Source organism: Lentibacillus jeotgali, from assembly GCF_000224785.1.
Taxonomy (GTDB): Bacteria; Bacillota; Bacilli; order Bacillales; family Amphibacillaceae; genus Lentibacillus; species Lentibacillus jeotgali.
Map to the genome: position 1 here is coordinate 98828 of NZ_AGAV01000019.1, position 25247 is coordinate 124074.

The 25247-nt window shown below is 45.8% G+C and carries 22 protein-coding genes and 1 tRNA gene; 20 read left to right on the plus strand and 3 right to left on the minus strand.

Annotated features, from left to right (window positions below; genetic code table 11):
• Window positions 1–80: 80 nt before the first annotated feature.
• Window positions 81–1190, minus strand: coding sequence for a branched-chain amino acid aminotransferase (locus ON01_RS15935; protein ID WP_010532003.1), 1110 nt, complete (start codon window positions 1188–1190; stop codon window positions 81–83).
• 189 nt (window positions 1191–1379) lie between these two features.
• Here ON01_RS15935 and ON01_RS15940 point away from each other — a divergent pair, with 189 nt between their 5' ends.
• The 12 genes from ON01_RS15940 (at window position 1380) to ON01_RS19990 (ending at window position 14607) form a co-directional block, all read left to right on the plus strand.
• The gene (locus ON01_RS15940) at window positions 1380–2342 is read left to right on the plus strand and encodes a bile acid:sodium symporter family protein (protein ID WP_010532004.1); all 963 of its coding nucleotides are present in this window, start codon (window positions 1380–1382) and stop codon (window positions 2340–2342) included.
• A 185-nt stretch (window positions 2343–2527) separates the two neighbouring features.
• Entirely contained in the window at window positions 2528–4219 is a 1692-nt protein-coding gene (gene ilvD / locus ON01_RS15945) for a dihydroxy-acid dehydratase (RefSeq protein WP_010532005.1), read from the plus strand.
• A gap of 380 nt (window positions 4220–4599) precedes the next feature.
• Window positions 4600–4746: a hypothetical protein gene (locus ON01_RS19645; protein WP_175284969.1), complete on the plus strand. Its 147-nt coding sequence runs from the start codon at window positions 4600–4602 to the stop codon at window positions 4744–4746.
• 218 nt (window positions 4747–4964) lie between these two features.
• Window positions 4965–6692 (plus strand): biosynthetic-type acetolactate synthase large subunit, encoded by a 1728-nt coding sequence (ilvB, locus tag ON01_RS15950; protein WP_010532006.1) that lies wholly within the window; start codon window positions 4965–4967, stop codon window positions 6690–6692.
• Window positions 6689–7207 (plus strand): acetolactate synthase small subunit, encoded by a 519-nt coding sequence (ilvN, locus tag ON01_RS15955; protein WP_010532007.1) that lies wholly within the window; start codon window positions 6689–6691, stop codon window positions 7205–7207. The genes ilvB and ilvN overlap by 4 nt, the downstream gene beginning before the upstream one ends.
• A gap of 27 nt (window positions 7208–7234) precedes the next feature.
• The gene (ilvC, locus tag ON01_RS15960) at window positions 7235–8281 is read left to right on the plus strand and encodes a ketol-acid reductoisomerase (protein ID WP_010532008.1); all 1047 of its coding nucleotides are present in this window, start codon (window positions 7235–7237) and stop codon (window positions 8279–8281) included.
• Entirely contained in the window at window positions 8268–9815 is a 1548-nt protein-coding gene (locus ON01_RS15965; protein ID WP_010532009.1) for a 2-isopropylmalate synthase, read from the plus strand. The genes ilvC and ON01_RS15965 overlap by 14 nt, the downstream gene beginning before the upstream one ends.
• A gap of 108 nt (window positions 9816–9923) precedes the next feature.
• Window positions 9924–11033, plus strand: coding sequence for a 3-isopropylmalate dehydrogenase (gene leuB / locus ON01_RS15970; protein ID WP_010532010.1), 1110 nt, complete (start codon window positions 9924–9926; stop codon window positions 11031–11033).
• Window positions 11034–11120: 87 nt separating this feature from the next.
• Window positions 11121–12530, plus strand: a complete 1410-nt coding sequence (gene leuC, locus ON01_RS15975; RefSeq protein ID WP_010532011.1) for a 3-isopropylmalate dehydratase large subunit — start codon at window positions 11121–11123, stop codon at window positions 12528–12530.
• A 12-nt stretch (window positions 12531–12542) separates the two neighbouring features.
• On the plus strand, window positions 12543–13127 hold the full coding sequence (gene leuD, locus ON01_RS15980) for a 3-isopropylmalate dehydratase small subunit (protein ID WP_010532012.1): 585 nt from the start codon (window positions 12543–12545) through the stop codon (window positions 13125–13127).
• Between the two features lie 29 nt (window positions 13128–13156).
• Entirely contained in the window at window positions 13157–14161 is a 1005-nt protein-coding gene (gene ilvA / locus ON01_RS15985) for a threonine ammonia-lyase (protein ID WP_010532013.1), read from the plus strand.
• A gap of 323 nt (window positions 14162–14484) precedes the next feature.
• Entirely contained in the window at window positions 14485–14607 is a 123-nt protein-coding gene (locus ON01_RS19990; RefSeq protein ID WP_342632881.1) for a hypothetical protein, read from the plus strand.
• Window positions 14608–14815: 208 nt separating this feature from the next.
• On the opposite strand, the gene ON01_RS15990 is transcribed toward ON01_RS19990, so the two are convergent.
• Window positions 14816–14888 (minus strand) — tRNA-Ala (locus ON01_RS15990).
• 250 nt (window positions 14889–15138) lie between these two features.
• Here ON01_RS15990 and ON01_RS15995 point away from each other — a divergent pair.
• Window positions 15139–15891 (plus strand): alpha/beta fold hydrolase, encoded by a 753-nt coding sequence (locus ON01_RS15995; protein WP_010532014.1) that lies wholly within the window; start codon window positions 15139–15141, stop codon window positions 15889–15891.
• 26 nt (window positions 15892–15917) lie between these two features.
• Entirely contained in the window at window positions 15918–16856 is a 939-nt protein-coding gene (locus ON01_RS16000) for an MBL fold metallo-hydrolase (protein WP_010532015.1), read from the plus strand.
• Between the two features lie 321 nt (window positions 16857–17177).
• On the opposite strand, the gene ON01_RS16005 is transcribed toward ON01_RS16000, so the two are convergent.
• Window positions 17178–18236: a DctP family TRAP transporter solute-binding subunit gene (locus ON01_RS16005; protein WP_029329165.1), complete on the minus strand. Its 1059-nt coding sequence runs from the start codon at window positions 18234–18236 to the stop codon at window positions 17178–17180.
• A gap of 115 nt (window positions 18237–18351) precedes the next feature.
• On the opposite strand from ON01_RS16005, the gene ON01_RS16010 reads away from it, so the two are divergent.
• The 6 genes from ON01_RS16010 (at window position 18352) to ON01_RS16035 (ending at window position 25237) form a co-directional block, all read left to right on the plus strand.
• The gene (locus ON01_RS16010) at window positions 18352–19968 is read left to right on the plus strand and encodes an ATP-binding protein (protein WP_010532017.1); all 1617 of its coding nucleotides are present in this window, start codon (window positions 18352–18354) and stop codon (window positions 19966–19968) included.
• Window positions 19952–20638 carry a response regulator gene (locus tag ON01_RS16015; RefSeq protein WP_010532018.1) on the plus strand — a complete coding sequence of 229 codons (687 nt, stop codon included), beginning with the start codon at window positions 19952–19954 and terminating at the stop codon, window positions 20636–20638. Before ON01_RS16010 ends, ON01_RS16015 begins: the two co-directional genes overlap by 17 nt.
• Before the next feature lie 107 nt (window positions 20639–20745).
• Entirely contained in the window at window positions 20746–21744 is a 999-nt protein-coding gene (locus tag ON01_RS16020; protein WP_010532019.1) for a TAXI family TRAP transporter solute-binding subunit, read from the plus strand.
• A gap of 66 nt (window positions 21745–21810) precedes the next feature.
• Window positions 21811–22239 carry a DUF1850 domain-containing protein gene (locus ON01_RS18630; RefSeq protein WP_083838416.1) on the plus strand — a complete coding sequence of 143 codons (429 nt, stop codon included), beginning with the start codon at window positions 21811–21813 and terminating at the stop codon, window positions 22237–22239.
• Window positions 22240–22243: 4 nt separating this feature from the next.
• The gene (locus ON01_RS16030; RefSeq protein ID WP_010532021.1) at window positions 22244–24403 is read left to right on the plus strand and encodes a TRAP transporter permease; all 2160 of its coding nucleotides are present in this window, start codon (window positions 22244–22246) and stop codon (window positions 24401–24403) included.
• A gap of 42 nt (window positions 24404–24445) precedes the next feature.
• Entirely contained in the window at window positions 24446–25237 is a 792-nt protein-coding gene (locus tag ON01_RS16035) for an SDR family oxidoreductase (RefSeq protein WP_010532022.1), read from the plus strand.
• Window positions 25238–25247 lie beyond the last annotated feature (10 nt).

Here is a 25247-nt window from a genome sequence, read left to right on the forward strand (position 1 = left end):
GCTTGTTAAATTTGCTCGATAGATTATTATAATGCAGTAAAAATCCCGGCACATTGGGTGTACCGGGATTTTTACTGTTATTAACCTGAAGCTTTCAGTGTAGTTTGCTTTAAATCTTTAACTTTTTCAACCCAGTCGAATGGATCCTCAATTTTGCCGTATTGGATACCGGTCAATGTGTCATACAGACGTTTGGCAATCGCTCCGGTGTTGCCCTCATTGATTTCAATGTGTTTTTCACCTCGCACCAGTTCACCGATCGGCGAGATGACAGCAGCTGTTCCGGCACCGAATGCTTCTTCCAGTTTGCCGTCTTTGTGTGCCTGGATCACTTCCTCCATTGAGAGTTTTCGCTCTTCAACCGGAACGTTCCAGTATTTTAGCAATTGGATAACGGAATTTCGGGTAACACCTTCCAGAATACTGCCATTCAAAGCAGGCGTGACAACAGTGCCATCGATTTTGAAAAAGACGTTCATACTGCCAACTTCCTCAATGTACTTGCGCTCAACGCCGTCGAGCCACAGCACCTGGGCAATACCTTCCGCCGCCATTTCCTGGGCTTTAAGGCTCGCTGCGTAGTTTCCACCGGTTTTTGCTTCGCCGGTTCCGCCTTTGACGGTCCGGACATAATCGTGTTCGACTGCTATTTTGACCGGATTGATGCCTTCTTTGTAGTAAGCACCGACCGGCGATAGGATAATAATAAATTTATAATGACTTGATGGTGCCACACCGAGAAATGCCTCGGTTGAGATGATGAACGGCCGGATATAGAGGGATGTTCCTTCTGCTTCAGGTATCCAGTCTTTTTCCAGTCCAACAAGCTGTTTGAGCGCCTTCAGTGCAAACGCCTCATCGATCGGCGGGATGCAAAGCCTGCTGTTGGAATGGTTCATCCGGCTGAAATTCCGCTGCGGCCGGAATAGTTGAGCGTCCCCGTCTGAGGTAAGGTATGCCTTCATTCCTTCAAACACTGATTGGCCGTAATGGAAAACCATTGCCGATGGCTCGATATTCAATGGCTCATAAGGCACAATGCGCGGATCATGCCAGCCTTTGTCAGCCGTATAGTCCATCATAAACATATGGTCTGTAAATATTGTTCCAAATTCCAATTGATCTGATTTGGGTTTTTCTTTGCCTGAAGAACAGATTTCGGTTCGGATTCCTTGTTGTTCTTCCTCCATGTCGCCATCCCCTTGTGTAAAAAGTTGTATACAATCATAGGATAAATTTCGCGCAAAAGCAAGCCCAAAAATTTATTTTTTGGATATTGTAACAATCTTTTAAAAATTGGACTTTCCATGCCTGGACGATTATGCTAAAATCTATGGTTATCTGAAAATGTAACTCAACACATCTGGGAGGGAAAAGTCATGAAAACATTAGAAAAGATCAGCGATTTTGCGGGCAATACGTTCGCCGTCTGGGTAATCTTATTTGCCGCCTTAAGTTTAATTTTTCCGGGAGGTTTCGCATGGATTGCACCTTATGTATCGCTCCTTCTGGGAATTATTATGTTTGGTATGGGGCTGACGCTGACACTCGATGATTTTAAAGGCGTCCTCAAGGCGCCGGTCAGTGTTCTCATCACTGTTGCTTTACAATATACGGTCATGCCGCTTGTTGCGTTTGGACTGGCTGTGGTTTTCCAGCTTCCAGCGGAGATTGCAGCCGGTGTGATTCTGGTCGGGTGCTGTCCGGGTGGAACAGCTTCCAATGTCATGACATTTTTGGCAAAAGGAAATACAGCCCTGTCCGTGTCGGTGACAGCAGTATCAACCGTACTTGCACCGATTCTGACGCCTGCACTGACGCTGCTGTTTGCCAGTCAATGGCTGCCGGTATCCGCGGCTGATATGTTTATGTCGATTGTGCAAATTGTACTGATTCCCATCGTATTAGGTATCGTTGTCCGTTTGTTGTTCAGCAGACAAGTTGATAAAAGTGTCAAAGCACTGCCGCTCGTGTCGGTTATCGGAATTGTAGCTGTGGCGGCTGCTGTTGTGGCGGTCAACCGGGAGGATATTCTCACGACCGGACTGCTGATTTTTTCTGTGGTTATTTTGCATAATGTGCTTGGGCTTACGATTGGCTATTTGTTTGGCAAACTGTTTAAATTTAATTTTGCCGATCAAAAAGCTGTCTCGATTGAAGTTGGCATGCAGAATTCGGGGCTTGGTTCCGCGTTGGCACTTGCTCACTTTTCACCGATCGCGGCTGTTCCGAGTGCCCTGTTCAGTGTCTGGCATAATATATCCGGTCCAGTGCTGGCAACCTGGTGGGGCAAACGGAGTGGAGAGTTCCCTGCTGATGATGAGAATCACAAAGCAGGCTAGAGGCAAGGCATTCGAGCGAGCGCTGATCTAATTGATCGAGCTGTAGCTGAAAGCAACCGGGAGTCGGTCGAATCGCTTGAGCACAGCTCATATTCCTTTTATAAATATCACGAAATTAAATAAAAAGATTGAACGATTAGAAAATTAGGCATATAATTATCCGAAAGAGAAAGGTGGTCTGCTGTATGGAAAAAGATTTACGCATCAAAAGCCAAGTATTCAGTGATGATACGATGCGGGCGCCGAACCGAGCGATGTTGCGTGCGGTCGGTTTAACCGATGAACATTTTGAGAAGCCGATGGTCGGCATTGCCAGCACATGGAGTGAGGTAACGCCGTGTAATATTCATATCGACGACCTGGCTGTCAGTGCCAAGAAAGGGGCAAGAGAAGCGGGTGCGACACCGCTTATTTTCAATACGATTACCGTCTCGGACGGTATTTCGATGGGGACGCAGGGAATGCGCTACTCGTTACCGAGCCGTGATTTGATTGCCGATTCGATTGAAACGGTTGTCGGGGCGGAAAATCTGGATGCATTTGTCGCGATCGGAGCCTGTGACAAAAATATTCCGGGCTGTATGATTGCGATTGCCAATTCCGATGTGCCGGCTGTCTTCGTTTATGGCGGTACGATTGCGCCTGGGTCACACAATGGCAAGGACATTGATCTCGTCTCCGTATTCGAAGGTGTCGGCAAACATAACAATGGCGATATTGATGACCAGGAGCTTAAGAACATCGAGTGCAAGGCGTGTCCCGGTGCCGGTGCGTGCGGTGGCATGTACACCGCCAATACAATGGCATCTGCAGTCGAAGCGATGGGAATGAGCCTGCCGGGCAGTGCGTCGAATCCTGCTGAATCTGAAGAAAAAGCAGCCGATTGCGCTGAAGCCGGTGAAGCGGTGTACAAGCTTTTGGAACAAGGCATTTATCCAAAAGATATCATGACGAAAAAAGCGTTTGAAAATGCAATGACAGTTGTCATGGCACTTGGTGGCTCAACAAACGCTATCCTGCACCTTCTGGGAATGGCGCATGCTGTCGGGGTGGATATCACGATTGACGATTTTAATCGGATCCAGGAAAAAGTGCCGCATCTGGCAGACCTGAAGCCAAGCGGACAATATGTTATGCAGGATCTGCACCGCTCCGGCGGGGTTCAGGCTGTCATGAAGCTGCTTTATGAAGCCGGCTACCTGCACGGCGACTGTCTGACTGTTACAGGCAAAACGGTGGCAGAGAATCTGGCGGAAGCACCATCACTGGCAGAGGATCAAAAAGTGATTGCACCGCTTGATAACCCTAAACGTACTGACGGACCGCTGATTGTCCTTAAAGGCAATCTGGCGCCGCGTGGAGCAGTTGCAAAAGTTTCCGGCGTCAAAGTTAGCCGTCATACCGGGCCTGCGCGTGTCTTTAATACCGAGCAGGAAGCAACAGATGCCGTCAGACAAAATAAAATCCAGGAAGGAGACGTGCTCGTTATTCGCTATGTTGGACCAAAAGGCGGACCCGGCATGCCTGAAATGCTTTCAGTTTCGAGCCTGCTTGTTGGGAAAGGCCTGGGTGAAAAAGTTGCTCTCTTGACAGACGGCCGTTTTTCAGGCGGGACCCACGGGCTTGTCGTCGGACATATCGCGCCAGAGGCTCAGGATGGCGGTCCGATTGCCTTTTTGAAAGAAGGCGACAATGTCACGATTGATTCTGACGAAAAAGAAATAACCGCCGACGTGTCCGAGGAGGAACTCGAACGGCGCAAGCAGAATTGGAGCGCGCCACCGCTTTATAAAAAAGGTGTCCTGGGCAAATATGCGCATAATGTATCCTGTTCATCAAAAGGTGCCGTCACAGACTTTCTGGATGCCACTGATTAGAGTCAATCCCCGGGCCAGTCCGTCCGGGGTTATTTTTACACCGAGAAGCTTCAGTAATCAGGTCGACTTGCTTATAAGGAAAACTTCGGGACCCGCAATAAGATGGGTCCCGAAGTTTTTTAAAGGGCCTATTTTTGCTTGTAACAAAATTGAAATATTTCAGCAACCTCTCTGACACGCCTTCATTGTAAGCGTATACAATATTTCGGACTTATCAAAACCGTCAAAAAAGTTTTGCAAAAGCTGTTGACCAATTCGAAAAATCAGTTTATGATTATCGGCAATATTAATTTTATTTTTCAGATTTAACGTAAAGTCTTTCAAGAAATTATGAATCTAAAAAGCTAAAACGCGATGACGGGAAAAAAGGAACATGCCGCATGCATTTACAGAGATCCGGGGATGCTGAAAGCCCGGAAGTGCATATTGTTCTGACATCTTCTCTGAGTGCCTTGTTGAAAGGGAGACCCATTAGACTTGGCCAGGTGCAGGCTCATGCACCTGTTATCAAATCAGCTGATCCGTAATCAGCTGGCAAGATAGTATTTGCGAAGATGCTATGAAAATGGGTGGTACCGTGGAAAGATGACTCTTTTCTCCCCAATAATTCTGTGACAATGCAGTTTTGTGTGGGAAGAAAAGGGTCTTTTTTTAATCGCTGGACAAAAACTTTGGCAGTCCCTTAACAACAGGGAAAAAAGCCTTAAGTTTTTTGAAACAAAAATACTAAAGGAGGCGAGCAGCAGTGAGTGTTAAAGCTGAGCAGGAATTAAAACAAGTGGAAAAAAAGGTGACCGGTGCTGATTTACTGATTCAGACTTTGACAGCTGTCAATGTGGACACCGTCTTCGGTTATCCGGGCGGAGCGGTATTGCCGATTTATGATGCCTTATACCGCAGTGATGCGCCGTTCAAGCATGTACTGACGCGTCACGAGCAGGGTGCAGCTCACGCGGCGGAGGGCTATGCACGGGTTACCGGAAAACCTGGTGTTGTTCTGGCGACATCGGGCCCCGGGGCAACCAACCTGATTACCGGCATTACTGATGCGATGATGGATTCACTCCCGATGGTTGTATTTACCGGTCAGGTTGCCAGCAATGTCATTGGAACCGATGCATTTCAGGAATCGGATGTGATGGGAATTACGACACCGGTCACGAAATACAATTATCAGGTCCGGGATTTGAAGGAACTTCCGAGGATTGTCAAAGAAGCTTTCCATATTGCGTCGACAGGACGGCCGGGACCGGTTGTTGTGGATATTCCCAAAGATATTTCATCAACGGTTTCAGGTATCAGTGTTGAGCTCAATGATGACTGCTACTTGCCTGGCTACCAGCCGAATAAAAAGCCGAATCCGCTGCAAATCGTAAAACTGGCCGAGGCGATAAGCCGAGCCAAGAAGCCGCTGATTCTGGCAGGTGCAGGTGTGGTCTCAGCAGAAGCATCAAAAGAACTAACAGCATTCGCGGAAAAACACAAACTTCCGGTTGTCAATACATTGCTTGGTTTGGGGGGTTTTTCAGGAACGCATGAACTATCACTGGGAATGGGCGGCATGCACGGTTGCTATGCAGCCAACCAGGGGGTTTATGAATGTGATTTGCTTATCAATATCGGAGCACGGTTTGACGACCGGTTGACCGGTAATCTGAAGCATTTTGCCCCGAACGCAAAAGTAGCGCACGTTGATATTGATCCGGCGGAAATAGGCAAAAATGTCGAAACGGAAATACCGGTTGTTGCTGATGCCAAAGAGGCGCTGGAGGCGCTGGTCAAAACGGAGATAACAGCCAATGACCACGGTGATTGGCTCGACACACTCCGACAAAATCAGATGGATTACCCTTATTGGTACGACCGCTCGGAAACATACATTTCTCCGCAATGGCTGACCGAGCAAATTTACAAGGTGTCGGATGGCGAGGCAATTGTCACAACAGATGTCGGGCAGCACCAAATGTGGGCGGCACAATATTACCCGTTTGCTAATCCAAACAAGTGGGTTACCTCTGGCGGACTCGGAACAATGGGATTCGGCTTCCCGGCTGCAGTTGGCGCCCAGCTCGGCGCACCGGATGAACTGGTTGTAGCTGTCGTCGGAGACGGTGGCTTCCAGATGACAGCCCAGGAACTGTCAGTCATCAAAGAAAGACAGCTACCGGTAAAGGTTGTGATCGTGAATAATCAGTCACTCGGTATGGTGCGGCAATGGCAGGAAAAGTTTTACGATAAGCGTTACTCCGAATCGATTTTTCCGGAGAACCCGGATTTCGTCAAGCTGGCTGAATGCTACGGCATCCTTGGCATGAGGGCTGAGAATGAATCAGAATTGCCGGACGTCTTAACCGATGCATTTAACTATGACGGTCCAGTCGTCATTGATTGCCATGTCGTTCAGGAAGAATGTGTTTATCCGATGATCGCCCCTGGAAAAGGGATGCATGAAATGATAGGGGTGACACGATGAGACGAATTATAACAGCCGATGTTCAGAACCAGAGCGGGGTCCTAAACCGGATCACCGGGATGCTGCATAAGCGGCAATTCAATATCGAAAGCATTACAGTCGGCAAATCAGAGCGGGCGGGCATTTCAAAAATGACATTTGTTGTCGAAATCAGCGATGATCAGAAGCTAGAGCAGCTGACGAAACAGCTGAACAAACAAATCGATGTTCTGAAAGTGAAGGACATAACGGATAAGGCGATCGTGGCACGCGAACTTGCGCTGATTAAAGTTGGCGGAAGCGGCCAGCAGCGAGCCGAAATCCAGGGTGTCATTAACCCATTCCGGGCATCTGTCATCGATGTCAGCCGAGATAGTCTGACGATTCAGGTTACCGGCAAACCGGATAAAATCGAAGCGCTTATCGCTCTGTTAAGGCCATACGGCATCAAGGAGATGGCGCGAACAGGGATGACAGCATTCCTGAGAGGCTACCAGCCACAGGAAGTAACAGAAATCAATTCACACTTAGTTTAAATCAAACAATTAGGGAGGACGATGAACATGTCAAAAGTACTCTATGAAAAGGATATCCAGAAAGAAGTATTGCAGGCGAAAAAAATTGCGGTAGTCGGTTATGGCTCACAAGGTCATGCGCATGCACTAAATCTGCGGGAAAGCGGCTATGACGTTGTTGTCGGTCTGAGACCAGGCAAATCCCAGCAAAAAGCAGAAGATGACGGATTCGAGGTTTTACCGGTTGCGGAAGCCGTTAAACAGTCAGAGGTTGTGATGATACTGCTTCCGGATGAGCATCAGCCATCGGTTTATGAAGAAAGCATCAAACCGAATCTCGGGGCTGGCAATGCGATTGCATTCGCCCACGGCTTCAACGTTCACTTTTCCCAGGTTGTCCCGCCGAGCGATGTCGATGTCTTCATGGTTGCGCCAAAAGGACCCGGACATCTGGTTCGCCGCACATTTGAAGACGGCGGCGGTGTTCCGTCCCTGTATGCCGTATTTCAGGATGTCACCGGCAATGCTAAAGAAGTGGCACTTGCTTATTCGCAGGGCATCGGTTCAGCAAGAGCTGGCGTTCTGGAAACGAGCTTTCAGGAAGAAACGGAAACTGATTTGTTCGGTGAGCAGGCAGTACTATGCGGCGGGTTGACCAGCCTTGTCAAATCAGGGTTTGAAACATTGACAAATGCCGGATATCAGCCGGAAGTCGCTTATTTTGAATGTCTCCATGAAATGAAACTAATCGTTGATTTGATGTATGAAGGCGGCATCGAAAATGTACGCTATTCAATTTCGGATACAGCTCAGTGGGGTGATTTCGTATCCGGTGACCGTGTAATCAACGATGAGACAAGAGAACGTATGAAACAGATTCTGTCAGAGATTCAATCAGGTGAATTCGCCAAAGGATGGATCCTCGAAAACCAGGCAAACCGCCCGCAATTCAATGCGATTAATGCCAGGGAAAATAATCATCAGATTGAACATGTCGGAAGGGAGCTCCGTGAGTTAATGCCTTTTGTCAAGCAGCCACTGCAAGCAAAACAAAAAGATAAACAAAAGGATGTGACGGCAAATGCCACAAATTAAAATTTTCGACACAACGTTGCGGGATGGTGAGCAATCACCAGGTGTCAATCTGAATAAGCCGGAAAAACTGGAGATCGCCAAACAATTGGAGAAAATGGGAATTGACAGGATGGAAGCAGGGTTCCCTGCTTCCTCCAAGGGCGATTTTGAGGCAGTGAAGGAAATTGCCAAAACGATTAAAAACACATCGGTAACAGGGCTGGCAAGAACGGTCAAATCAGATATCGATACAGCGTGGGAAGCTCTAAAGTATGCTGAGGAACCTCGCCTGCACCTGTTTGTGGCAACTTCACCGATTCACATGACCTATAAACTGAAACAGTCACCCGAGCAGGTGATCGAAAACGCCGTCAGCATGGTCAGCTATGCAAGCGAGAAGTTTCCGCAAGTGGAATGGTCGGCAGAAGATGCATCCAGATCGGATTTGACCTTTTTGGCTCAGATCATTGAGAAAGTGATTGACGCCGGAGCAACTGTTATCAATCTTCCGGATACGGTCGGATATACGACACCGGCGGAATATGGTGCCATGTTCCGCTATATCAGGGAAAATGTTCCGAATATTGATAAAGTGGAGCTCTCATGCCACTGCCATAATGATTTGGGATTGGCTGTTGCTAACTCGATTGCTGCGGTTGAAAATGGCGTCACACAGGTAGAAGGAACGATTAACGGCATCGGGGAGCGGGCCGGTAACGCATCACTTGAGGAAGTGGCTGTCGCATTGCGCGTCCGTTCTGATTATTATCCGTACACGACCAGACTTAAACTGGATGAAACGAAACGCACAAGCGACTTGATTGCCAAACTATCCGGCATGTACGTGCAGGCAAACAAGGCCATTGTCGGCCGCAATGCCTTTCAGCACGAAGCGGGTATTCATCAGGATGGCGTCCTAAAGAACAAAGAAACGTATGAAATCATGACACCGGAAATGGTTGGTGTTAAAGCTGATACACTGTTCCTTGGAAAACATTCCGGGCGTCATGCATTCAAAGACAGGGTTAATGAGCTTGGCGTTCAGCTTTCAGAGGATAAACTAAAAGAAGCCTTCACCATGTTCAAGCAGCTGACCGATCGTAAACGGGAAGTAACGGATGATGACCTGTATACAATTTTGATGGAAATTCAGACCGATACCTCAGCGGTTAATAAGTATCAGCTGGAAATGTTCCAGGTGCAGTATGGAACGTCCAATATTCCGACAGCAACTGTTTCCTTGACAGCACCGGATGGTAAAACCGTCCAGACCGCACAGACGGGTCAGGGAAGTGTCGAAGCGCTATACAAAACATTGGATGCTTTAATTAAGGAAGAACTGCAGCTGACCGATTACCAGCTCAACTCCGTGGGCCGCGGCAAGGACGCACTGGCTGAATCGCACGTCCAGCTGATCGTCAATGGCGAAACAATGAACGGAAGGGGCACAGCTCAGGATGTCCTGCAGGCTTCAGTCAACGCATTCCTGAACGCCGTCAATCGTTACATCATTCATCAGAATACGCCGAAAGAAGAGCCTGTGGTTAATAAATAGAGTCGATTTGTTTTGTAAGATTGCTACCTTAAAGACCCTCGTGGAAAGCGAAGTGTATGTCAACTACGGTAGCAAATAAAGAATCATAAAATAAAGGAGGGGAAGTGAATGACTAAACACATTGTTTTGCTTCCGGGGGATGGGATTGGTAAAGAAATCATGAATTCGGCCAAACAAATTCTAGGCGCAGTTGTCAGCGAATTTGGCCATAGCTTCTCACTTCAGGAGCAAGATATTGGCGGCGCGGCCATCGACCAATACGATACACCACTGCCGGAAGCTACTGTGGAGGCGTGCCAGGAAGCGGACGGCATTCTGCTCGGTGCCGTGGGCGGTAAAAAGTGGGATGCAATGCCTGCTGAAAAACGGCCGGAAAAAGGCTTGCTGGGAATTCGCAAAGAACTTGGGCTGTTTGCGAATCTACGCCCGGTCAAAGGATTTCCATCACTGCTGCATGCTTCCCCGCTGAAAGAGCATATCATTGATGGCAGTGATATTTTAATTATCAGGGAACTGACAGGAGGACTATACTTCGGGCAGCCAAGCGAACGGCGGGATAACGGAAACGCAGTTGTTGATACCCTTTATTACCGTAAGGAGGAAATGGAGCGGATTATTGATAAAGCGTTCCAGAGTGCCCGCTTGCGAAATAATCATCTGACATCCGTTGACAAAGCAAACGTCCTGGAATCGAGCCGGATGTGGCGCGAAATCGTCAACGAAAAAAGCAAAGAATATCCCGATGTTGTGGTTGAACATGAGCTGGTTGATGCGGCTGCCATGAAGCTGATCACACAACCAAGTCAATTTGATGTCATGGTCACGGAAAATATGTTTGGTGACATTTTAAGTGACGAGGCATCGGTTCTGACTGGATCACTGGGGATGCTGCCATCTGCGAGTGTCCGCTCTGACGGTGTTGGCTTGTATGAACCTGTTCACGGCTCAGCGCCCGATATTGCCGGAAAAGGAATTGCCAATCCGTTAGGCACCATTCTTTCGGTGGCATTGATGCTCCGTCACTCATTCCAGATGGAAGAAGAAGCAGCTGCCGTTGAACGGGCGGTTCGCGAATGTCTGGAACAGGGTTATTATACAGCTGACCTGAATATCGCAAATGGTCAGATTGTCAGTACGGAGCAAATGACAGAGGCTGTATTGGATAATCTGACGGTTAAGAGTGTTTCCGACAGTATCTGCAGTATGTATGTCTTATAAGGGTGTTCAAAAAGTCTGGTAACAATGCCGCCCTTCACGGTCCTTGTTACCCTCCTTTTTGAACATGCGTAATATGGAGGTGACAGAATGGGGAAACCGGAAACGATTGTTGAAAAGATTTGGAAAAACCACCTGGTGCACAAAGAGCCGGAGAAACCGAATTTAATGTATATTGATTTGCATCTGGTGCATGAAGTCACATCACCTCAGGCGTTTGAAGGACTTCGCTTGAATAATCGGAAAGTCAGGCGTCCGGATTTAACGTTTGCTACAATGGATCACAACGTTCCGACGAAAAACCGGGATGTCATTGAGGATCAAATTTCCCAAAAGCAAATGGAGACGCTGAGGAAAAACTGCAAAGACTTCGGCATTACACTCGCCGATATGTTTCATCCCGACCAGGGTATTGTTCACGTGATCGGTCCACAGCTTGGACTGACACAGCCGGGCAAAACGATTGTGTGCGGTGACAGTCATACGTCGACTCACGGGGCGTTCGGCGCGCTTGCTTTTGGAATTGGAACGAGTGAAGTTGAACACGTTCTGGCCACACAGACACTATGGCAAAAGCCGCCGAAAACATTGAATGTCCATGTGGAAGGCGATCTTGGAACAGGCGTGACTGCCAAGGATCTGATTCTGGCAATTATCTCCAAATTTGGCGTCCGCTTCGGTACCGGCTATGTGATGGAATATACGGGAGAAGCGATCCGGAATTTGTCGATGGAAGGGCGAATGACCGTCTGTAACATGTCAATCGAAGCCGGTGCACGTGCCGGGCTGATCAGTCCTGATGAAACAACGGTGGAATTTCTGCGGGATAAGCCGCACGTACCACAGGGGGAGGCATTTGATGAAAAAGCTCGCGAATGGCTGGCACTAGCAACGGATGAAGGTGCCGAGTACGATGAGACAGTTACCATCAAGGCGGATGAGATCGAACCGCAAGTATCATGGGGCACAAACCCCGGAATGTGTGTACCTGTCAGTGGAAGTACACCGGATGTTAATGAATCGGATAACCACGATGATGTGGCCCGTGCTTTGGAATATATGGGACTTGAAGAAAATCAGCCAATTCAGTCGATTGACATTGATCATGTGTTCATCGGTTCCTGCACAAACTCGCGTATTACCGATTTGCGCAAAGCGGCTAAGGTTGTCGAAGGACATCAGGTCAATGACGATGTCAGGGCAATTGTGGTGCCCGGATCATTCGGCACAAAACTTCAGGCGGAAAAAGAAGGCCTTGATGCCATTTTTAAAGAAGCCGGGTTTGAATGGCGTGAAGCCGGGTGCAGCATGTGTCTGGCAATGAATGACGATGTGGTGCCTCCGGGCGGTCGCTGTGCATCAACGTCCAACCGGAATTTTGAGGGCAGGCAGGGCAACGGCGCCCGCACGCATCTGGTCAGCCCGGAAATGGCGGCAGCCGCAGCGATTGAGGGGCACTTTGTTGATGTCCGCCAGTTTGCCGCAAGTGTATACTCTTAGGAGGTGTCGAGCATGGAAGCGATTCGGGAGCATGAAGGGTTAGCTGTTCCGTTGGACCGGGCAAATGTTGATACGGATCAGATTATCCCAAAGCAATTTTTAAAACGGATTGAACGGACCGGATTCGGCCAATTTCTTTTCTACAATTGGCGATTTGATGACGATGGTAATAAGCGTGACGATTTCGTGCTGAATCAGCCAGCCTACGAGGAAGGTTCGATTCTTCTGGCAGGTGAGAATTTTGGCTGTGGTTCATCAAGGGAACATGCCCCATGGTCGCTTCTTGACTATGGATTCCGCGTTATTATTGCACCAAGCTTTGCGGATATTTTTTATAACAATGCATTGAAAAATGGCATCATCCCGATTCAAATGAATGAAGAACAGGTCCATCAGTGGATGAAACAGGCAGAAGCGAACGAATTAGTGCTAAAAGTGGACTTGGAACAGCAAATTATTCGCAGCAATGAGCAGGAAGTTCAATTTGATATCCCGTCGTATCACAAAGAGAACTTGCTTCACGGGCTGGATGACATTGCTCTCACGCTACAGCACGAAGGTAAAATCACGGCGTTTGAAAGCGCTGAGCAAGCTTAACGCATAATGAACCATGATAAACAATAGATATGATAACGAAGGAGCGTGAAGGAATTGGGAATTGCTTAACTGGTGACCTCGTTGCCGAAGCAAGAAATCGCTTGGCGACGGTCGCTCACCGGACACCTATAATGAGATCAGCGACGACAGATGCGCTAGTTGGAAAACATGTTTATTTTAAAATGGAAAATCAGCAGAAAACCGGGTCATTTAAGTTCAGGGGCGCCAGTTTTAAACTAATGCAGCTCACAGATGAACAATTGCAAAAAGGTGTAATTGCCGCATCCGCCGGCAACCACGCTCAGGGAGTCGCAAATGCTGCGGCGAAACTGAATGCCCGGGCAACCATTTTTATGCCGGAAAAAACACCGATGGCCAAGGTAAATGCAACACGTGCTTATGGGGCAGAGGTTGTCCTGACGGGGGAATCTTTTCAGGAAGCCTATGATGCCTCAATGAAACGGCAAATGCAGACAGGTGGGGAATATATTCATCCATTTGATGACTATGATATTATGGCCGGTCAGGGTACGATCGCGATGGAAATGATGCAGCAGGAAGACCGGATAGATACGATTCTGGTACCTGTCGGCGGCGGCGGCCTGATCAGTGGTATCGCCGCTGCTGTAAAGCATGTGAATCCGCATATTAAGGTGATCGGTGTTCAGTCAGCTGGTGCATCTGCCATGTATCAAAGCTTCTATCATAATCGCACAAAGCGTCTTGATCGTGTATCAACGATTGCAGATGGAATAGCCGTTAAACAGCCTGGTGAACGGACGCTGCCAGTCATCAACGAGTATGTTGATGATATTGTCACTGTCACCGACGAAGAGATTGCCTCTGCGATCGTTTATATGCTCGAACGCAATAAAACGTTGCTGGAAGGTGCCGGTGCTGCTGCTCTGGCTGCGTTGTTTTCGCGTGACATCGACTCACAGCATTGCGGAACGATTGTCAGCGGCGGTAATATGGATATCAGCACATTGCCGATGATCCAGCAGCTTGCAAAAAAGCTGCATCAATCAGCGTAACACCGAATTAAATCAAAAACCTGCACACCACAGTTGTGCAGGTTTTTGATTTATTGAAACGTCCTAGATTACCACATGCAACTTTATGTTTCTCTGCTTTAACTGCCACCAGAAACGATCCTTGTCAAAACTATTTAAAATTATTTGTTCTCTTGTCAACGTTAACTTATAATGAAAGAAAGTGTGATAAGGGAGGAGAAACAATGACTTCTTCAAAAGATATTCGCTGGAAGCAGCGATTTGAAAATTTTGAGCAATCGTATAAACTTCTGTAGAAATATACGAACGGCAGCATTGATAATGAACTTGAACGTGCAGGCATCATACAATTTTTTGAGATAACATTTGAACTTTCCTGGAAAGTGCTCAAAGATTATTTGAAAACAGAGGCTTTGTTGTTAACAGTCCACGCCAAACACTTAAACGGTCCTTTCAAAGTGGCTTAATCGATGACGAAAAATCTATGGAAATGAAGAGATGCTGCATGTAAATCCTAAAACGTATAATCACACCTCAGATGAGTAGCTTTCCAAATCAAGTAAGTTCCCATCGGTCAACTATAATCCTTAGAGTATCTATAGCTTTTAAAACTGCTTATAAAAAACAAAACAGATCAGCTCCTGCTGATCTGTTTTACATGAGAGAATAATTAGATGGAGCATATCGGGCTCGAACCGATGACCTCATCGCTGCCAGCGATGCGCTCTCCCAACTGAGCTAATGCCCCGTTGATTCCAAAAATTATTATAGCACTTTTGTGCTGATTTTCAAGAGGTTTGAATCAACGAATTTTATTTTTTGTAAAAAAATGTATTACCCGAGTCATATTATGTCGGCTGCTCGGGATGGTCACCTTATGGAATAGTAATTCCTGGAAAAAGTAATTGATCAAAAAATGTTTTGAATTGGAATTTTCAAACAGGTTGTACAAAAGTATGATAAAATAGCTTATAACAACTACTATGGAGGGTTCGATGATGAATGATTATCCCGTCATGAAAGAAGCAGAAACGTTTTATTATCCGGGAAATACCACGGGAATCCTTGTGATTCATGGGTTTACCGGCACAACTCAGAGTATGCATTATCTTGGCAAACAATTGGCAGAAGAAGGGTTTACTGTATTCGGACCGCGTTTGAGTGGACATGGAACTGACCCTGAGGATATGGAGCAAAGTACATACCACGATTGGATCGAAACAGTTGAGACAGGACTGGAAAAATTGCAGGCCACATGTGAGGAAGTATTTGTGGCCGGACTGTCTATGGGCGGCACATTGTCACTCTATCTGGCGGAAAACCATCCGGAGATCAAGGGAATTATGCCGATAAATGCAGCCACACACATGCCTGATTTGATTAAAAACTATGAGACCCTTAAAGATACGGACACTCAGTTTGTAGAAGGGATTGGATCGGATATTAAACAGGAAGGTGTTGAGGAACTGGCTTATAAGCTGACGCCGGTGAAGTCAATGAAGGAGCTGATCAGCTTATCTGAAATGGTGAAAGATAAACTCCCGGAGATAACAGCACCTGCCATGATTTTATCTTCCGCTGAAGATCATGTTGTACCACCTGAAAATTCACGGGAAATTTATGAATCTATCTCATCTTCGGACAGGGAATTTGTTGTGCTTGAGAACAGCTATCATGTTGCAACACTGGACAATGATAAAGAACTGATAGCAGAAAAATGTGTGGCGTTCGTCAGGAATAGAATAGGTTAATTTTTAAAAGTGAAGGTGATGAAACGATGCTGGAAGAATACGGTTTAAAACGTGTGACACTTGATCTCCCGTTCCGGCTTGACCATGTTAACTGCTTTCTGGCAGAAGGCGAAAATGGCTGGACGGTAATAGATGCCGGTCTGCATAACGAACAGACCGTTAAACGATGGGAAGCGGAATTGCGAGGAAAAAACATTACCGATATTATAATAACGCATTACCATCCGGATCATTTCGGCTATGCCGGTGGGCTCCAGGCGAAATACAATGCACGTGTTTTCATGTCTGAAACTGATTTTAACGCTGCCTTAAACGCATGGGATGAACCATTTTTGGATGAGCTTTCAAATAACTATTTACTGACAGGCATTCCGGAAGCGCAGGCCGATAAAATGCTGAATAATACCCGGGAATTTGTACCGATTGTGTCACCCTATCCAAGAGTGGATCATTTCTTGCAGGAGGGTGACATGATTCCGATTGGCAAGTATGACTATAAAGTGATTGCGACACCGGGGCATTCGGACGGTCTGGTCACATTCTATAACAACGAGACAGGCATGCTGCTTTCAACAGATCATATTTTGCCGAAGATAACGCCGAATATATCGTACTGGTTTCACGGCGATCCCAATCCGTTGGCACGGTATCTGGAATCATTAGATAAAATAAAAGAACTTGATGCGAATTTGGTCGTTCCGTCACATGGTGACCCGTTTCACGGGGCAAATGACCGCATTGCGGAAATAAAAGCTCATCATTATGAGCGGCTTGATCAGACGTTGGCGTCAATTGGTCGCGGAAACGCTGTCTATGAAGTATGCGAAAGGCTATTTCAAAAAGAGCTTACGGTTCATGAGATGCGATTTGCGGTCGGTGAAACACTGGCACATCTAGAATATTTGCGGTACAAGGGAGAGTGCAAAAGAGAGATCAGTGATGGCAAGTATTGGTATTATTTGTAGACGGGGGTAAAACTGATTTCCAGAGCAGCGTTTTTGTCTTCGGGACAGAGGTTGCCGTTTTGGGCAGAAGATTCTATTTTCGGGCAGAAGTTTTTGCTCTCGGGCGGAAGATTCTATTTTCGAGCAGAAGTTAACACTCTCGTGCAGAAGTTTCTACTCTCGTGCAGAAGTGTTCGCCCCCATAGCAGAAGTTGCTAAGCTCACACTTCAGTCTTGATGATTCTTTTTCACCAACGGGAAGCGTTCAATTCACGTCTCTGCAACGTACCTCACCGGCAGCCACAGCTTTCATAGGTAATCGGGGGAGTCATAGCGGAATGTTTAATAGGCGTAGTTTTCTCTGATTGTTTTAATTTCTTGCATTAAGTCACTGCCGACTGCCTCTTCTGCTTTAATGTAAACCGGGCGGAGCGCTTGCCGCCATTGTGCACGTTCTTCCGCAGACAATGTATAGATTTCAAGTGATTGATTTAACCTGATTTCACGGGCATGCTGGTCGTTAATTTCGATGGCGTGCCTCCGTCCCCATTCTGTTGCTTCATGGATAGCTTCGTGAATCGATTCCTGAATCTTGGAAGGCAGTCCATTCCAGAAATCCCGGTTCATCAGCACACCGTAGCCAAGGTAACCATGATTGCTGATGGTGAGATACTGTTGATGTTCGTAAAACTTTTTTGTATTGATATTTGATAGAGTATTCTCCTGCCCATCCACAAAATTCACTTCAAGATTATGATAGGTTTTATTGAAGGATAAAGTGCTGGTGCTTGCATTCAATTGATTAAACTGTTCCTGAATTACTGGTCCGGGCATTGTACGGAAGTGAAGCCGGCTGAAGTCGTCCGCTGTGCGGATAGCAGATTCCTGAGTTGTGATTTGTTTGAATCCGTTATACCACAAATCCAGTCCTTTCACGTTTGTATGCTCAAGTCTGTCAAGTAACGTTTCTCCGATCTTACCTTCGTAGGCCTCTTCTACAGCCTGGTAATTTGGAAAAGCAAAGGGCAGGTCAAGAATTTGCCATATGGGGTAATGCCTACTGATTTTTGCGGTTGCCGGCGCTATCATTTCGACACTGCCGTTTTGGACTGCTTCCCATTCATTGGTGTCATTATATAATATGGCATTAGGAAATATATGAACTTTGACTTTACCGTTTGTCTTATCTTCAAGGAGTTCTGCAAACTTTGAAGCCGTTCTTCCTTTTGGTGTATTCTCAGCTGTAACGTGACTGAAGCGGATTATGATTTGCTCCTCCAATCCTTCCTGTTCGTCATCATAATAGGTGTCGGAAGCAATTTCTCCTATATCAAATCCAATCATTACAGCAGAGGTAATTCCTGCTACAATAAACGATAGAATTATTAAAAAGTTACGCAAATCACTCACCCGCTTGTGTATAATGGGGGAAAGAACACCCCACTGAATGAAGTTTCACTTTATTCTATCATATTATTTTGACTCTTGTTGATTCTGTAATAGGGGACGGTTTGGAATGGGATTAAAGAAGCTGCCGATACGTCTTAAAATTATGATTCTATCGTTTGGTATTGTACTCTTTTCCTTGCTGATAGGCGGGATTACTGTTATTGGCAATAAATACGAGAGTGAGGAAGAACAGTTGGGTGAGCGGGGACTGATGACAGGCAGAATCGTGGCGAATTTGTCTGAAGTTAAGAAAGGTTTGATACAGCCTGATGGATGGGAAACGGTTAATCCGGTTGTGGAGCGGATGCAGACGGTCAATCGTGTTGATTATATTGTTGTTTTGAATATGAACCGGATTCGCTATTCCCATCCGCTTGATGAACAGCTCGGGACGGTTTCTTCCGGAAAAGACGAAGGTGCAGCGTTTGCCGAGCACAGCTACGTCACGAGGGCTAAGGGGGAACAGGGGGCTGTTGTACGTTCCTTTGTCCCAATCATGAATGACAATCATGAACAAATCGGTGTGGTAATTGTGGGAAACATGCTGCCATCATTTTTGTCAATTTTGTCATCGATTCGTATTGAGATCATGGCCATTGCTTTATTGACACTGGCGTTTGGTACTGCAGGCTCTTATCTTTTGGCGAATCATGTCAAACAGCAAACCTTTTTTATGGAGCCGTATGAAATGGCACGTGTGCTTGAAGAACGCACCGCTGTTTTCCAGGCAATGCATGAAGGCGTGATTGCAGTTGACCGGAATCAAAGGCTTGTGGTCTTTAATGATAAGGCAAAGGAGATATTGGGCATTAACGAAGAAGTAGACGGGAAGCCGCTTGAAGCAATGTTTTCCGATCATGAGATCAGTAGTCATCTCAAAAAGAAATCAAAGAAATTCAATGAAACGGTCCGTATCGGTGCCCGCTTGATTATGCTCAATCGTGTTCCAATAAGAGTGGAAGGACAATTTGTCGGTACAATGATCATATTTCAGGATAAGACCGATGTGACTAAAATGGCTGAGGAATTGACTGGTGTGAAAGCGTTCATTGACGCACTGCGCGTACAGAATCATGAATATATGAATAAGCTGCATACCATTGCCGGTCTCATCCAATTAGATCAAAACGAACGAGCTTTGGAATATGTCTTTCAAATGACCGATAAACAGGAAAAACTATCAAAATATATTTTGGAGCGGATTGAAAATTACAGTATTTCCGGTTTGATCATCAGTAAAATCCGAAGAGGCAAGGAGCTTGGCATTGATGTCACGCTGAATGAATCAAGCAAGCTTGAAACGTTTCCCGCAATGGTCAATGATCATGATCTTGTCAAGATGCTGGGCAATTTGATCGAAAATGCGTTTCATGCTTTAAAAGGGCTTACAGATGGTGAGAAACATGTCGATATCACCATTAAACAGGACGCTGACAGATTCCTGATCAAAGTGGCAGATAATGGAGCAGGCATAACTGAAAATGATCTGCAACACATATTTGAAAAAGGCTATTCAACAAAAGAAGGGGACGGTTCCGGCCTGGGACTCTATTTAATTAAACAGACGGTAACAAAGGCGGGCGGAACGATAGACGTTCACTCGTCAGTGAATAAAGGAACAGAAATGGTTATCGAGCTGCCAATGCAGATGGGAGGGCTAACGACCAATGAAGCAGTCAGATAATATCAGTGTATTATTAATTGAAGATGATCCGATGGTCCAGGAAGTTAACCAGCAAATGATTGAGAAGGTTGAAGACTTTCAGGTGATAGCGGCAGCCGCAGATGGGATAGCAGGATTGAAGATTGCAGAAAAGCAAAATCCCGATCTTGTTGTGCTTGATATTTTCATGCCTGAACTTGATGGAATCCAGACATTAAATAAACTTCGCAGTGCAGAAATGGATATTGATATTCTCGTCATTTCAGCTGCTGATGATACAGACACAATCAAAAAGACTCTGCAGTATGGTGCGATCGACTATATCATCAAACCATTCAAATTTGATCGACTTGCTCAGGCTTTAAATAAATACAAAGCATTTTTGCGCCAATTTTCCCGGTCAGCCAGAACTGAACAAAAGGAACTTGATGCTCTAATATCGCAAACCACTGAAAAACAACATGATATGTATCCCCCAAAAGGACTTAATCAGCAAACATTGACACAAGTAAAGGGATATATAGCCGGACAGACATTACCTGTATCGGCAGATGAAACGGCCGCGCATATCGGAATTGCCCGTGTTACCGCCAGGCGCTATCTTGATTATATGGTAAAAGTTGAACAGGCGGAAATCCATTTGCAATATGGTGAAGTGGGACGCCCCGTGAATCGCTACCGGCTTAAATGATCAAATCAAAGACCAAAAAGAACAAAATGTCCATTATGTTCGTAATATTTAAAAATATATTTGAAAGCGTTATCATTAAAGAAATATTTAAATTAGGGGGTTAGATTATGAAGAGAAAACTTTTTTTTATCAGTCTTTTCCTTATGGTTATTTTTCTTGCAGCCTGCGGAGGTGACAGCGAGTCTGCTGAGGGAACAGAAGGGTCAGGCGGCGGAGATGGTGAATCACTTGTTTTTGGGACCGGAGGAACGTCCGGGACATATTATCCGATCGGTGGTGCCCTGAAACCAATCTTTGAAGAGAGTGATCAGGTCGGTAATGTGACAGTTGAGTCCACCGGAGCTTCGGTTGCTAACATCCAAAATATGCAGGATGGACTAAATCAAATGACAATCATTATGAGTGATGTTGCTTATGATGCATTGGAAGGAACAGGTCAGTTTGAGGGAAATCAGGCAGATATCCAAGCAATGGCTGGCATGTATCAAAATGTCGTACAGGTTGTAGCGATGGCTGACAGTGGAATTGAAACGATTCAGGACCTGGAAGGAAAGCGTGTTGGTGTCGGCAAAGTAGGCTCCGGTGTTGAGCAGAGTGCACAAAAAGTTCTGGAGGCTATTGACCTGACATATGATGACTTGTCCAAGGTTACACATACCGGATACGCTGACAGTGTTCAGGAAATGAAGAATGGAACGCTCGATGCTGCTTTCTTCACGTCAGGTGTTCCAAACAGCAATATCACCGATTTGAAGCAGCAAAATGACATTGTATTCGTTGAAATTAAAGATGATGTTGCTTCAACATTAATGGACAGCTACCCTTTCTATAAAGAGTATACAATTCCTGCCGGGGATGAAGCCATGTATAACCTTGATCAGGAAGTAACTACGGTCGGCATTCAAAATATGATTGCCGTTTCACCGGATTTAAGTGAAGATCTCGTTTATGATCTGACCAAGCGTTATTACGAGTATCTTGGAAGTGACGAGGTTTCGATCAGTGGATTGAATGAATTGCCTCGCGAAGATATAGCCAAAGACTTAGTCGCACCACTGCATCCTGGCGCCAAAAAGTTTTATGAAGAGAATGGCATGCTGGAATAATCGATGTTCCGAAAATATAAGGCAGTCTTTTCTTTAGCGCTTCTTACCCTGATTTTAATCGGAGTTATGTCTATACCGGTAAAAGCACTGACTGTTTTGAACGGCGGCGAGAAAGTCTATGCTCTATACCTGAACGAACGCTCCTTTTCCATTCAGTGGATACATTCAGTGGAAAAGGAAGAATGGATAGAGTATTTTAATATCAAGGATGATGTATTGTATTTAGAGTCAACTAAATTCAAAACGTTCGGTGCGGGTGTTCCATCTCAATCGGAACGCCCTGCCGTTTTAAAAGATGGCTGGGTTCATATGGATATTAAACGGAAAATCGGCGAAGCGCTTGTCGTCCGTTCCCATCAATTGAACGATTATCAACTGGCGTTTGGCAGCAATACGTATGATTTACAGCCAAGTGATGAAGCTTATACGATAACTGTAAACAAGATACCTTTACATTCTATATTATTCACATATCTGAAGCGCATTGTGAGGTGAGGTAATGGATAAGGATAAAAAAACAAACGTTGAAGATTATGACCGTGAAAGCAACATCAGAACCAATTATCCGAAAAGCATCGGTATTTTCATAACCGTTGCCGGGGGAGCGCTTGGTTTGTTCCATTTATATACGTCATATGCAGGGTCGTTGGTGGATATAAAGCAAAGGAGCATTCATTTATATGCGCTGATACTTTTAGGGTTTTTATTATATCCGCTTATGAAAAAAGGGAATAAAAACAAAATACCATTTTACGATTATATCATCGCTGGCTTGGCAGCAGGGGCCGGTCTTTATATGCTGTTTACCGCCAATCGGATTATTGAATCGGGCGGTCAGATCAATCAAGTGGATTTGTATGTTGGGTTTGCTGTGCTCATTCTGCTGCTGGAAATAACCCGGCGTGTCACCGGATGGGGATTGACCCTGCTGGCGCTGGGATTCCTTATTTACGGTTTTTACGTTAAACTGTCTGTATACCCGGAATTGACAGCACCCGTCGTTCTTAATGTATCAGAGGGCATTATTTCGCATCTGATATATATCACAGAAGGTATATTGGGTACCGCTATCGGCGTCTCAGCCAGTTATATCATTCTATTCATTTTGTTTGGTGCATTTTTGAGCAAGTCCGGTATGGGACAGATGTTTAATGATCTGGCAATGGCTGTTGCCGGACATACAAAAGGCGGGCCTGCCAAAGTTGCTGTTCTGTCAAGCGGGTTTTTAGGTTCGATTAACGGTTCGGCGATTGCCAACGTTGTGACAACCGGTGCCTTTACGATTCCGTTAATGAAGAAAATCGGCTACCATAAAAATTTCTCGGGTGCAGTCGAATCGGCTTCAAGTGTCGGCGGACAGATTTTGCCGCCGATTATGGGGGCAGCGGCATTTATTATGGCTGAAAATCTGGGGATACCATACACGACCATTATACTTGCCGGCATCATCCCGGCTTTGTTGTTTTACATTGGTATTTTGCTTCAGGTTCATATACGTGCATCAAAACTTGGATTAAAAGGGTTGAACCGGAATGAACTTCCTTCCGTTACCGAAGTGCTGAAGAAACGCGGTCATTTATTGATTCCGATGGTCATTTTGCTATACTTGCTATTTTCAGGTAAAACACCTTTTTATGCGGCATTTTGGGCCATCATTGCGACTGTTATTATAACAGGAACAGGCAGGATGCTTTTGGTCAGTGCAGCTGTATCAATGTTTTTAATTTTTGAACCCCAAGTCCGTGCGATTTTATCCGGTACCAGTATCCCAGGTGTGCGGGACAATTGGCTTGAGCTCGGTTTAGTTGTTGCCATTCCTTTCATTGTTAATCTGGTTCGTAAAAAAGCAGGTGTTAAGGCTGAGGAAATTAGTGTCAGGTCATTTGTCGGCTCGCTGGAGGATGGTGTACGGACGACAATTCCCGTGGCTATTGCCTGCGGTGCTGTTGGCATTATTGTGGGGATTGCTTCATTGACTGGTGTGGCACTGGAAATTGCCAGCACGATCGTAAGCCTTGGTGAAGTGATTGACAGCCCGCTTGTCCAATTGCTGATTACCCTGGTCTTGACAATGGTTGCATCGATTATTTTGGGTATGGGGCTGCCAAGTATCCCGACATATATTATTACGAGTACAATGGCCGCGCCAATATTGCTTCAACTTCCTTATTTCAGGGAAATGGCAGGGTCTGGTGAAACAGCGGTATTTGTTGCGCATATGTTTGTGTTTTATTTTGGTATTTTCGCCAACATTACACCACCTGTGGCACTCGCGGCATTCGCCGGATCCGGTATCAGCGGCGGCGATCCGATGCGAACAGGATTTCAGGCCATGAAACTGGCGATTGCCGGATTTATTGTACCGTTCATGTTTGTATTCTCCCATGAAATGTTGATGATTGATGCAACAGCAGGGAATGTTCTCTTAATTGCAACGACCTCGCTGATGGGTGTCTTTCTATTGTCAGTTGCAGCCGAGGGACACTTTAAAGTTCCGCTCCGATGGTATTTAAGAATCATTGCTATTGTCGGGGCACTGTTTTTGATATATCCGGGAATATGGACGGATATTGCAGGGTTAATTGCATTTGCCTTGGTAATCGCAAACCGCTTTACTAAAAAAATTGAACAGGAACCGGCCTCAATCGCAGAACAATAATGTGATTTTAATAGATTCCGATTTTTGTAAGGAGGTATTTTAATGGATCTTGGTCTGAAAGATAAATCTGTCATTGTTTTGGCGTCCAGCAAAGGGCTTGGAAAAGCAACTGCCCATCAATTTGCTGCAGAAGGGGCACGTGTATTTTTAGCCAGCCGCGATGAAGACGCACTGGAAAAGACGGCTGCAGAAATACGTGACGGGACAGGTAATCCAAGTGTTGCGTACAGTGTTTGTGATATTAAAAATGTTGATTCTATTAAACAACTTGTCGATCAGGCAGTCAGTGAACACGGACTAATAGACGTATTAATCAATAATGCAGGCGGCCCCCCGGCAGGTACGTTCGATGAAGTCGATGATGATGCCTGGCAGCATGCATTTGAACTTAATCTCTTAAGCTTTGTCCGTGCGATTCGGGAAGTTCTGCCTTATATGCGAGAGCAGGGCAGAGGACACATTTTGAATTTTGCTTCTTCATCCATCAAGCAGCCGATCGATGGACTGATTTTATCGAATACGTTCAGGGCCGGCATTACTGGACTTGCGAAAAGTTTGTCGCAGGAACTTGCAGGCGATAACATATTGATTAACACAATTGGGCCCGGAAGGATTGGCACCGACCGTGTCGACCATCTTGATTCAGTCCAGTCTGATAAACTTGGTATTCCGATTGAGGAAGTTAAAGAAGAAGCTGAGCGTAAAATCCCAATTGGCCGCTATGGAGAACCTGAAGAACTTGCCAGAATCGCAGTATTTCTCTGCTCACTGGCGAATTCGTACGTTACCGGGCAATCACTTCTGGTAGATGGCGGCATGGTTAAGGCGCTGTAAAACTTAATCG